The sequence below is a fragment of the Halomicrococcus pelagicus genome (genome assembly GCF_050954125.1).
The window spans coordinates 131,491-142,734 of record NZ_JBPBWC010000011.1; the positions used below are offsets into that span (position 1 = coordinate 131,491).

Consider the following 11,244-nt stretch of genomic DNA (forward strand, 5'->3'; position numbering starts at 1 on the left):
TTCAAATCTACCACTATAAACGTATGTGTGATACAGTGAACGTGAAATCCTTTGAAAGGTCTACCTGGAACTATTATTCCCCGTGATGGCTCCGAACAACGCTCTTGGGTAGAAGATGGCACATCCTGGAAGAAGGGGGAATGTTTCGGCACAGTTATTTTAGAATTAACACGTCTAAGAAGCCAAGGAAGGTGTCCGTATCGAAACAGACCACGCTTACGGGCGACGTACGGACTTGTCTCGTTAACCAGCGCAACACCGACGAGTACGAGGTGAACATCGGGAGAGCCAACGGCGGAGAGAGTCACATGCTGAACACTGACGTCGGCGCTGACGGGTGGCTCGGTAATTCCTACAAGACGAGAGACGGATACTCGCGAGAAGAAGCAGTCGAGAAGTACCGAAAGCGTTTCATGACAGACTCGAAGACAATGAGTTCCGGGACGCTGTCGAGGAACTCCGCGGTAAGACTCTGGCCTGTTGGTGCACTCCGAAGGCGTGCCACGGGGACGGCATTCTCGAATACCCTCGAAGTTAGCATACTATACTAACCTACGTGCTCGCCCAAGAGCGACCGAACCGCAAGAAACCGCCTTTTCGACCATCGTCTGGCGAGCGGCGTCGAGGGCGTTCACGGCATCAATCGCGTCGGCGACGTCGGCCTGAAACGGCATCGGTCTGCGTCCCTCTCGTCGTCTGCTCTGGCGACGACGGTCTCAGAGACGCTTCTATTCCTGCTCGCATTCTCGCTCTGTCTCGCGCTCGTCACCTACCCAGGCCTGGACCGCCGCCTTCCAATTGCCGCGGTGGTCTGCGTAGTCCGGCTAGAGCGTCTTTACTCATCTTTGTGGCTGTCTCGTGAGCCTGTTGAAAAGGTTGGTTACAACGGTGTAATAATGGGGGTCGACGGCGTCGACCCCCTCTCTTTTCGCAGAAAAGACGCAGAAAAAGACGCACCACACAGTAGTCGTCCGAACGGTACCACCGTGGTTCACCGGGAATGCGGTGTGGATCTCGTGCAGTGGTGTCGCCGTAGACGGGGGTTTGGGGAACCCCCGTGATTACACTGTTGTAACGCCCCTCAGTCGTGGTTAGTTCCCTCCCGTGTTGGCGTCGTGTGCTCGCATCCAGCCGGCGAGATCGGGGTCAGCGAACGAGATCTCGATATGCCGGCCGCCGACACCCAGTGCGTCGTCCGCCGACAATGTCCGACTTTCCTTGTAGGTCACGCCGGGCACCCGCTCGGCCATTTCCTCCATAACGCGATAGCCGTCGTTCTTGTACGCACACCCATAGTGGGTAGCGACCTTCCGATAGTCCATCCGCGCGATCATCGCGTCGTTCTCCTCCGCGATTTTCTGCCCGGCTTCCAGTACGTCGAGATATTTTTCCTCGACCTGCTGGGACTCCGAACGCTGCTCGCGGAAGTTCACCAGTTCCGTGTTCTGTTCGGATCGTTCGACGGTATCGAAGAGTTGCCGGCCTGCGTTCGCTGCTTCTGCCACGAGATTCAGCGACTCATCATCGACGCCCTCGGCGCTATCATAGTCGCGAACGAGGTTGATCAGCCGCGATACAGACGCTCGCACGCGAGCGTTCCGCTCTTCCTTCTCGGCGAGATCGTCCACGTCGTCCTGGATGACCTCGGCCGTCTCTTCAAGCTTACTGAGGCGCTTACGGTCGCTCGCACGCTTCTTCTCAGCGGTATCACGGTCCTCTTTGAGCGACTCGACCTGCTGCTGGAGTTCCTCTATCTGTTCGTCTTTTACAGCAACAGTCTGCTCGAGTTCCTCGACACGCTCGGCCAATCCATGCATTTGGTCGACCAGTTCGGACGTAGGTGTCTCCGCGTCGTCCAGGGCGTCGGCCACACTGGACACTTCGGCGTCACTCATTGGTCGCCACCTCCATTGGTGTCTGCGCTGTCTCATCGTCGGGCAGTGTCGACGAGAGCACAGGCAGATGAACGATTGTGGCCGGCTGCGAGAGAACGTGCCGCGGCTGCGTGGTGGACTGCAGGTTGGTTCGAGCGGTGATACCGTCGTGTCGTGTATTCTGTGGGTGTTGTGTCATCGTGCGTGGCGGGGAGCACGCTGACCCATCTCAGGGTCACTCGGGCGGTCGGGTCCGGCGGTATACCTGTGGGTATACCCCGAACAGTTTTGCCGGCCGAGCTAGAAACGACAACTGAGGGTTCGTCGGTGGGAGCGGGTGCTGGCACACCCATTGACCGCCGACGGGGTTGTCATTTCTTGGCGCTGAAAGTTGCCTAGCGTAGCTGTCTGTGTGTCGACCGTACCGGGTCGATAGCGGCGGTGTGCGCGTGCGTCGGTCGAAGCGACGGCACGCGCAAACTATCCGTCATTCTGTGCCGATGCATCCCTGTTTAGTGTCGGCTCCCTCCGTTGGTACCAGCCGTGATTGTATTCATCGATTCTCACTCGCATCTATATTGGCCCTCTCACTAAACGGTTGGGGTATATCCACTCTCGAATGAGGAGATACTAATCGCAGTCGGAGATACCTTGCTTGGCCTTTGCATAGCTTTTTAGCCAATGCTATTCGAACATAGAGTACCTACTACCCTCTATGAGAGCTCGTATCGCCTGGCTCCGAATGAGCGACCTCGACATCCTCGAATTCCTAAACGGGCATTCGCTCAACGATTTCGAGGCCCCGCCAACAGCCATCGCTGTCAACATGGGTCTTGCTGAGGGTACAGTCTGGAACCGGGTGCGAGTAGTGAAAGCTGCTGGTCTCATCGACCGCACCGACGACGACCGCGGCTATTACCGGATCACCGACCTGGGAAAACGATATCTCGCTGGCGAGCTCACAGATGATGAACGCGAGCAGTTAGAAGCGTTCGACCCAGCAGATATCTGATTCGGTACGCATTTTGTACGGGGTATCCGAGCTAGAATATATCGATGCCGATCGAATCCACTGTCTATCACGTCCTGCTCGCGATGCCCTCCGAAATCGACGCAGAACGGCAAGCCGCGAAAGACGTCTTGCTGGATTGGAACGCATCGACTGGCCGCCAACAAAACATCCACCTCGCACCGGTCGACGCCAACCACGTAGACGTGAGTCGGTCAGACCTCACCGACGAAATCGATATCGTCCTAGGCGCATTTTGGACTACGGTCGGTGATGGTCCGACTGGCGGAGCAAGTCTCGCTGACACGGTGAAACGGCTTGCAATTAAGGACGACCTGCCGGCGATGATCGGGTTCTCCGAGCGCGACATTCCGACGAATCAGCTGGACCCAGACCAATACGAACGCCTGCAGGACTTCCGCGACGAATGCCGAGCAACAGGCTACTTCACATATGTTGACCGGGCGGAGTTCGAACAGCAGCTCTCGAACGCATTAGCGCGAACAATGGATCAACTGCTTTCGCCGTCCGATCCCGCCTCGAACGGATCTGACGACCACGACGGGCCGAGCGAGTACGATCCCGAAGTCGATCACGAACGGCTTCAATTGTCGGCGGCGATGCACCGCGAGCAGGACAAGCGGAACATCAACCGCATTGTCGAGCGACTCCAAGAGAACGGCATCGAGCCACCGTACTCAGTCCTCGACGCTGGCTGTGGGTATGGAACCGTCACCCAGTCGCGCTTCGGCAATGACGACCGATTCGACGTTGTCGCGATTGACGAGGCCGAGGACGTTCTGGAGGTCGCGAAAGACCGGTATTCAGCGCCGAACATCGAGTACCGCTGGTTGGACGTGAACAACCTCGGCAAGGCCGATCTCGGAACGTTCGATATCGTGTTCGCCAGCTATCTCTTCCACCATATTGCGAATCAGGAGTCGGTGCTCTCGCTGCTCTGGGAGCACGTTCGCGATGATGGGGTGCTGGCAGTCCGGAGCTGTGAGGACGGCCAGCACATGCATTATCCGCCGGAGGACGAGATGGACTGGATCATCGAGAAGACTGACGAAATCCCCGGCAGCAGCGATCGAACGCATGGACGGCGACTCCCAACCCATCTGAAACGCCTCTCGCCACCGCCCGAAGATGTGTGGCTGGATCTCAAGAACTATCACACGGTCGGGCGGGATAGCGGCGAGCGCCGCGACTACTGGGACGTCTTCCACTCGAACCGCCTTCATTACGCGAAAGTCCGCGCAGAACGTGACGATGCAACCCGAGAAGATAAACAGCTGTACGAGACGATGGCCGACCGAATGGACCGACTCAAAGACAAAATCATCGGGAATCAACACGTGTTCGACGTCAAGAGCGTCCCCCTTGCAGTTGCGGTAAAATAGACGGCCGAATCAATCTCGATGTCCGAGTTTCTCTGTTACTGTTCCACCCTTCTTTCGTTGAATGAGGCTAACTGATCACATCTAGCAGTTTACTCTGAGCGTGTCTCGAATGAGTCGATGATGTCGTCTGTCGAGAACGCTGGAACGAGGTCTTGCTCATCGAAATCAGTATCATCACTCCAGACACCGGCCTCACACGCAAGTGCACATGCAACGTAAAGCACATCGTCTGGGTCGGTCTCACCAATTGCTTCCCGAGCTTGCCCGATAGCAGGATAGAATTCCTCTGCCGGAACGACTTCGATATATTGGAAGAGAAGATCGATGAATTGTGTTACTTGCTCTGGCTCCATTCCCGATTTCTCGACGATGAGTTCCTCGTAGTTCTCAACCTCTTCGTGGATAGTCTCTGGCGTCAAGAGTTGCGGTTCCAGTGTGACAATGAGTTCTCGCGTTTTCGAATCAGCAATAAGCGCCGAGATAACAACGTTGGCGTCGACTACCAGCTTCATTCGACGAAATTACTCCGATTCTTCGTCGTGTCGCCTTCGCGCGCTTTCGTTGATTTTGGCAGCAATTTCATCTACATCTGCCTCCGTGAGATTGCTGTCAGCAGTGAGCTCATCCATCAACTCAAGCTTCTCAATCTTGTCTTGGATAGCTTGGCGCGTAACCTCACTCCAATTAATCTCGGGGTGTCGTTCCATTTGCTCCTTCAGGTTGTCGTCGACGTTGACCGTGATCGTAGGCATACAGGATACTATGGACACACAGACTCCTGTGTCTTTTGGTGCAATAGCTCGAACCACCTTCACTGTACTGAACGAGCCAAAGGAACGAGGACGGGCCAACAGCGGGCTTGACCTACGAGTACTGTCGTGTGGAGTAGGGATGCGAAGTACCAGCTATGGCTCGACCGCATCGGCAGCGGGCTCGCTGCGTCTGAAAACAGCGGGCAGAACGGTTATCGGCGTAGCGAGCAAAGAGAGGACAACGATGGCAACTGACGATTCCCCCGAGGCGGCTGCTGACCTATCGCCGAAGGAGGCTCGACAGCAGCCCATCTGCCTTATCACATGTCAGGACATCGACGATCAAAGCGAGATATACGACGATCTGGCCCGCGAATAGCAACCTTCTCACGCCGGCTCTGTCAAAATCTTCGATATTCGTCTCGTTTCAATATTGTTTACTGCTGATTCCAGCCCAGGCTCACGTATCGATCGTTTCCCACAGTAGTGACCCACCAATTTTGCGGCCTGTAACACGGTCTTCATCTTCGAGGCGTTTCAGACGTCGGTAGGCGGTCGGCTGTTTGTAGTCGAACGCATCCGCGACGTCAACCGTTCCCGCGCCGTTCTGATTATCGAGGAAGGCGAGAATTTCGTCGTCGGAGACGCTTTCGGTGTATTGGCCACTCTCCTCGTCACGTTCTTTCGGCATTGTTGTTTCCATGTATTGGATCACACATGGCTATTGCGTTTCAATTCTCTTCAACCCATGTATTTATCAATACATGGAAAGGCTTAAGGCCATGTATTGAATAATACAAGGTGGGAAGCACCCGCCTCTTGGGGCAGTCAGGTAACGCCCGGCGCTGGCACGCCAGGCGGGGCTTCCACAAGGATCTGAAACCCATGTCAACGACAACGACCGCGGACCTTGAATCTGACGAGAAAGCACGGAAACGCGGGCAGTGGGACCAGTTCAGTTTCGACGTCGACGCCCCGGGAATGGTCGACGTGACGAATGAGAGCTACGAGGACCCCGACGAGCACCAGTATACGGTGACACTCGACGACGTGACGGGCGACGCGATGGCGTGCACTTGCCCTCATCACGTGCACCGCAACGCTCACTGCAAGCACATGGCCGCCGTCGAACACGCGACGGCTGACGGCTCGCTCGACGCCTTCCCCGCTGACGACGCAAGTGACAAGACCGACGACGGGCCGCGCATTACTGGCCCGCACGTTGGCCAGGACAAGTACGGCAACGTCGATCACCGCTACTGGCGCTGCGAGCACTGTGGGACGGAGACGACCGACAAACGCGCGCTCGACGCCTGTTGCTAACCCTCCCTCTCCTTGTTTTTATGACTCGTCAACAGGCGCTTCCCGATATCGCCGACCAGCGCACGCTCACCGACAGCATCGACGAGACGACTGACGACCGAGATGTGGTGGCGCATTGGGAAGAGACGACTCTCCTCGCCTAATGGCGAAGGCCTACCGGCGTCTCTCCCGAAAACAAGTGCTATGAGACGATACTGCGGCCTATCCTGTCTCTGCAGTAGGTTTATACTGCTCGATAGGCTTTGTTTAGGTATGAGCCTCGAAGAGACCGTTGATCATCTCGCTGAGGAGCTTGATCTTGAGCGCAGTGAGCATGTTCGCGAGGTTGGCCGTTCGGTTGCGGAGCTTCGCGACTAACTAGAATAGGTCACTGAAGTCACGTTCAACGAGTCCTGTTTCTAAATATTCGACGAAGGCAGCTTTTGACGGACCAGTCTGTTCTGTGAATCCCGATTGATCTGTACGGCTGAGTACTGCCCGGGCAAAGTCAATACAGTGTTGTTCATGCCGTGTCGCATACGTTGAGAGAGCGTCTCGCCAGTGCATATCCAACTCAAACTCGGCTAGCGCAATCTGGATTCCGTCTTTCCGTTCAACGATATCAACTCCAAGCTCTCGAAGCTGCTTGAAGCGGACGTTGTTGCGGCGGACTGTGATCAAGCGCTTTGAGTCAACAATGTATGGGTCAACCCAGTCACGCCACGTGTGGTCGTCAACATGAGTGCGTGGCATTTCGAAGTCTGGGGCGACGCTCTCGATACAGAACTGCAGCATTGCAATCGCCGTCCGATGATTCGCATTCGGAAGTGAATGACGCAGAATCAGATTCGACATTAACTCACCAGCAACCTGCGGTAGCTCTGTTCCCCACGAGACGTGATCAAGCGCCTGCTGGATTTTCTGTGGTTCGAACTCTTTGTACAGACGAAACTCCTCGTCATCGTGTGCGTCAACGGCCGCCTCAAGCAGCTCAACTAATCGGAAGGCAGTCACTTGCCCCGCACGGGGAAGATCGCTAATCCGCTCGCTAAGCCACTCACTGTTAAATTCGACATCATCTACAGCTTCGATTTCTGTCTCCCCTTCATAGAGGACATAGACTGGTTCGTCAAATGGATAGCCGATGAGTTTCGTAGCCCCATCTACCTCTTCTTGGCGGGAAAGGAGATCTACTGGAGAGACTGAGCTATACTTGATCGAGAACTGCTCAGCCTGGGGATGATGGTAGTGGACGAGACGAGCCATTTACACATACTATTCGCTTAGTAAGGTTAAAACTCGCTTTTCGCGACTTGTGTGACTGCTCTTTCGATACCTTCACACGTCCGCTGGCACGCCCACTGCAAGCACATGGCCGCCGTCGAAGACGCGACCGCTGACGGCTCGCTCGACGTTTTCCCCGCTGACGACGATGACGAGACCGACGACGGGCCGCGCATTACTGGTCCCCACGTTGGCCAGGACACGTACGGCAACGCCGATCACCGCTACTGGCGCTGCGAGCACTGTGGGACGGAGACGACCGACAAACGCGCGCTCGACGCCTGTTGCTAACTCCCTCTCTCCCTGTTTTTATGACTCGTCATTATTCTAAAACCCCCGCTAACACAAAATATATTATGGAATATCGTAATTCTGAGGCATGGAACGACCTACCCGGCGACGGTTTCTTCAGGCAGCAAGCATGGTGACTGGTGGCTTACTGCTAAGTAGTAGCGCTTCCAGTGCGGCCTCGTGCGAATCAGACGGCCTGTTTGCACCGGAGGACGCATGGCCTGCACCACAGGGAACCGCCGGAAGAACACGAGCAACAAAGGCAAAAGGACCTAGTGGCCCTTATTTAGAGACACAATGGACGCAAGGGGTTCGCGAAGCTGGAAGCCCTACTATTGCAAATGGGGTAGTTTACTTTAGCGACACAATTAGTTACAGAGAGGAAGGTGCAGTACAAGCCTATGACATAGAAAGTGGTAAAATTCTATGGACACAACGCGACGTTCGTGTCAAATCAGGAGAGACCGTTCCGATCGGTGCTCCTGTTACGCCGCCGGTTGCGTTTAATAATTCATTGTATTTTGCAGGACGAGGGGAAAAACTACAGGCCCGATCCCGTCTCGAGGGACTCGCCGGAATTTATGCCTTAGATGCAGCATCAGGAGAAGTTCAGTGGTTACGCTCGGATCTCACTTCAAGAGGTGGCGTCGAAGTGATAGATGGGAATGTGTATTTCGAACGAGGTGCCCTTGATGCGGCTACAGGTGAGACAATTTGGGAGGTCGATGAGTCGGGGGAGCTGTTGGGTGTCGCCGGAAACTTAGCGTATTTCAGTTATTGGGATCGGACCGTGGAGAGGGAATCCATTGCTGCTCGTGATACCACGACAGGAAAAGAACAATGGCGAGTAGAGCACGCCGATCGAGTTGTAGGTACTGCAGCAACCAGTGATACGCTCTATGTGACGAGCAAAACATCCGTTGAGAATCCGTCCTACGCAGTGTATGCGCTTTCGGGAACGGATGGGAGCGTCAAATGGCGTTCGTCTGCTCCCATACGTGGGACAGCACCAACGACAACGTACACTGTTGGCAGTATCTCGGAGAACGAGATTACCGTTGACAGAGCCCCTACTATTAGTGTTCCAGCTGTCGATGAATCTCGAGCATACGTTCTTACTCGTTCGTATGCAGAAAGCTGGTTCCCGGGACCGGTTATGAGTGAAAGCGACTACTATGACTCCGAGAGTACTCTGTATGCCTTTGACCGTTCTACTGGCGAAGAGGTCTGGCGTTTTGAAACTCCTATCCAAGCCGAGGCAGCACCGACCGTTGCCGATGGCATAGTGTATTTCGTCGGTAACTACAAGCAAACTGACGCTATATATGCGCTAGATGCCGAAACAGGCAAAAAATGTTGGCTGTCTGCTATTCCTAACCACGGATGGATGAACTCCTCCCCAACTGTTGTTAATAATAGCATTTTCACATCTGCCGTAGACCCAATGGTCGGCGGTAAAATCTCTAAATTCGAATCTACGGAGTGCGGTGAATCAGTTCCTGACAAAGGGGCCAGAACAGTGAGAAACGATTCAGACAGCGTCGCAAACCAGACTTCTTTAGATGCTTCCCCGGCCTCACAGTCGGCGTCTTCTTCCTCTATTAAGGATACTAAACATCTGAGGTCAAGAGAAAGTGGAACGCCAAATGCCGGATTGTCACCGAGTGCGCCAGATAAGTCGTTCTCGTCCACGCAAAAGTACGACTGGCGGTCACCACTTACGTTCATTGGCGGTCTCGGTCTAAGCGCAGGTGCTTATCTCATCAATCGTTCACCGTTGAAAGGAGACGACTAACAATAACGACGGCGTACTCACATCAGCACTATTGACAGCTCAAAACGACGTAAGGGACTGCATCGTTTTCCGGACCCGCGTCTCACAGCACCGCTGTCACAGACAGTCGACCATTGTCGTACTGTTCTCATTGTCGTCCCGACGAGACGATTGCCCGCGATTGTAGTACCACTCGTCACTAACTGACGGCCGAATCGCGAGACATAGTGGGGATAGTCTTCGACGAATCATCCCCGTCTCGCGGCACCGTAGTACTACTCACCACCCCGGTTGACTACCATCCGGCGACCCCACTCGTCGTGACGCTTCGACTGACGCGCTAGCGATACGTCAGCGTGGTCGTCTCCGACTTCCGGCTGGCTCGTTCGACGCAGTGGTGACAGCCGGTGCTGTCTCGGCGTGTTCATTGCGACAAGAGAAATTGTCGCTATGGACGGATTGTGCGTCCACCGCCGCTGAATGGCCTATCGTAGCTCGTTGATAGTACTAGAAGTGGATGGTCTTCGACGTGACTCCGATAGTAGCTTCCGCCGGTGCTCTCGTATTGATTAGAGATGTGCTCGGCGAACAGCAGCAGCTGATGGTAGACATCCCTTGCATCATCCTCTACGTCGAGATTGAGTAATTACAACTCGGCGGTGTGAGGATTGAGCGCTATCCGACTTACGGCTATGACATCCTCTAGAAGACCCCCTTTTGGCGCTGTATTTTCCCCGATTTGTTGCACCACAAACTCTAATACGAAAACTATAAGTATAACACATTTCTATTTAACATGTAGGGTTGTAATAATACCGATGGATAAGGAATCTCGTTTAGGTCGACGACAATTTGTGGCAGCAAGTGCTCTCACCCTCTTTGCAGGATGTGCAGGGACGGGATCGAATACAACAACTAGTTCTTCGACAAAAGGCGACGGCTCATCATCGTCACAGGGAGGAGGAGGGACCTCGGAATCCAAGCAAAAACAGAAGAAAGCGTCAGTCAAGGTTGGGGAAGTTGTCGAAGGCGACAACTTAGCGATGGTCGTCCGCGAAGTGACGGAAACAGAGAAATTAGGAGAATTCCAGAAGGCCAAAAGTGGGAACACGTACCGGGTTATTCGAATGGCCGTCAAAAACACGAGCGGTGACTACATCGACTTTAACGGGTTCCTGCAAGCGCAACTCAAAGACGATTCGAACCACGTCTATGATGCCACCATCAGTAGTACTGACCACCCAATCCAGAGTGGTGTCCTCGCAGCAGGAGAAGTCGCCCGGGGAGACATCGTCTTCGAAGTCCCGAAAGACGCGTCGGGACTAAACCTGCAGTTCGACTTCACTACCTTCGATCTCTTCAACTTCAACCGTGTCACAGTTGCGCTTAACGAGGAAGCAGAGTCAATCGCTAACCGCGAGCAATCACTCGAGGTCGACGTGCTCTCACCCGGTAAGACGGCGTCCCAGAGCGATGTCTCAGTCGTCGTCCATGGCGTTCGCACCGCCTCAGAACTCGGGTCATTCGCACAAGCGGCAGACGGCCGTGAGTACGT

The 11,244-nt window shown here is 54.6% G+C and carries 14 protein-coding genes; 9 read left to right on the forward strand and 5 right to left on the reverse strand.

The window, feature by feature from the left end:
• Positions 1–308: 308 nt before the first annotated feature.
• A complete protein-coding gene (locus ACRYA2_RS18065) occupies positions 309–551 on the forward strand; it encodes a DUF4326 domain-containing protein (protein WP_433631242.1) in 243 nt (80 codons plus the stop codon).
• A 540-nt stretch (positions 552–1,091) separates the two neighbouring features.
• Here the strand turns inward: ACRYA2_RS18065 and ACRYA2_RS18070 are convergent.
• Positions 1,092–1,895, reverse strand: a complete 804-nt coding sequence (locus ACRYA2_RS18070) for a hypothetical protein (protein WP_433631248.1) — start codon at positions 1,893–1,895, stop codon at positions 1,092–1,094.
• Between the two features lie 721 nt (positions 1,896–2,616).
• On the opposite strand from ACRYA2_RS18070, the gene ACRYA2_RS18075 reads away from it, so the two are divergent.
• On the forward strand, positions 2,617–2,886 hold the full coding sequence (locus tag ACRYA2_RS18075) for an ArsR family transcriptional regulator (protein WP_433631251.1): 270 nt from the start codon (positions 2,617–2,619) through the stop codon (positions 2,884–2,886).
• A gap of 44 nt (positions 2,887–2,930) precedes the next feature.
• Positions 2,931–4,286 carry a class I SAM-dependent methyltransferase gene (locus tag ACRYA2_RS18080; RefSeq protein ID WP_433631253.1) on the forward strand — a complete coding sequence of 452 codons (1,356 nt, stop codon included), beginning with the start codon at positions 2,931–2,933 and terminating at the stop codon, positions 4,284–4,286.
• 89 nt (positions 4,287–4,375) lie between these two features.
• On the opposite strand, the gene ACRYA2_RS18085 is transcribed toward ACRYA2_RS18080, so the two are convergent.
• The gene (locus ACRYA2_RS18085) at positions 4,376–4,798 is read right to left on the reverse strand and encodes a PIN domain-containing protein (protein ID WP_433631256.1); all 423 of its coding nucleotides are present in this window, start codon (positions 4,796–4,798) and stop codon (positions 4,376–4,378) included.
• A gap of 9 nt (positions 4,799–4,807) precedes the next feature.
• Complete coding sequence (locus tag ACRYA2_RS18090; protein WP_433631259.1) at positions 4,808–5,038, reverse strand: hypothetical protein; 231 nt, start codon at positions 5,036–5,038, stop codon at positions 4,808–4,810.
• 244 nt (positions 5,039–5,282) lie between these two features.
• Here ACRYA2_RS18090 and ACRYA2_RS18095 point away from each other — a divergent pair, with 244 nt between their 5' ends.
• Positions 5,283–5,417 carry a hypothetical protein gene (locus tag ACRYA2_RS18095; RefSeq protein ID WP_433631262.1) on the forward strand — a complete coding sequence of 45 codons (135 nt, stop codon included), beginning with the start codon at positions 5,283–5,285 and terminating at the stop codon, positions 5,415–5,417.
• An 81-nt stretch (positions 5,418–5,498) separates the two neighbouring features.
• Here ACRYA2_RS18095 and ACRYA2_RS18100 read toward each other — a convergent pair whose 3' ends face one another.
• Positions 5,499–5,729 (reverse strand): transcriptional regulator, encoded by a 231-nt coding sequence (locus tag ACRYA2_RS18100; protein ID WP_433631265.1) that lies wholly within the window; start codon positions 5,727–5,729, stop codon positions 5,499–5,501.
• A 194-nt stretch (positions 5,730–5,923) separates the two neighbouring features.
• Between ACRYA2_RS18100 and ACRYA2_RS18105 the strand changes: the two genes are divergently transcribed.
• Positions 5,924–6,361: a DUF8118 domain-containing protein gene (locus tag ACRYA2_RS18105; RefSeq protein ID WP_433631267.1), complete on the forward strand. Its 438-nt coding sequence runs from the start codon at positions 5,924–5,926 to the stop codon at positions 6,359–6,361.
• Positions 6,362–6,381: 20 nt separating this feature from the next.
• Positions 6,382–6,504: a hypothetical protein gene (locus ACRYA2_RS18110; RefSeq protein WP_433631270.1), complete on the forward strand. Its 123-nt coding sequence runs from the start codon at positions 6,382–6,384 to the stop codon at positions 6,502–6,504.
• Positions 6,505–6,718: 214 nt separating this feature from the next.
• On the opposite strand, the gene ACRYA2_RS18115 is transcribed toward ACRYA2_RS18110, so the two are convergent.
• Positions 6,719–7,606: a DUF8172 family protein gene (locus tag ACRYA2_RS18115; protein WP_433631273.1), complete on the reverse strand. Its 888-nt coding sequence runs from the start codon at positions 7,604–7,606 to the stop codon at positions 6,719–6,721.
• A 105-nt stretch (positions 7,607–7,711) separates the two neighbouring features.
• On the opposite strand from ACRYA2_RS18115, the gene ACRYA2_RS18120 reads away from it, so the two are divergent.
• The 3 genes from ACRYA2_RS18120 to ACRYA2_RS18130 all read left to right on the forward strand — a co-directional run.
• Positions 7,712–7,915: a DUF8118 domain-containing protein gene (locus tag ACRYA2_RS18120; protein ID WP_433631276.1), complete on the forward strand. Its 204-nt coding sequence runs from the start codon at positions 7,712–7,714 to the stop codon at positions 7,913–7,915.
• An 88-nt stretch (positions 7,916–8,003) separates the two neighbouring features.
• Complete coding sequence (locus ACRYA2_RS18125; RefSeq protein ID WP_433631278.1) at positions 8,004–9,710, forward strand: outer membrane protein assembly factor BamB family protein; 1,707 nt, start codon at positions 8,004–8,006, stop codon at positions 9,708–9,710.
• An 833-nt stretch (positions 9,711–10,543) separates the two neighbouring features.
• A partial coding sequence (locus ACRYA2_RS18130; protein WP_433631281.1) for a DUF4352 domain-containing protein occupies positions 10,544–11,244 on the forward strand: 701 nt, incomplete at its 3' end.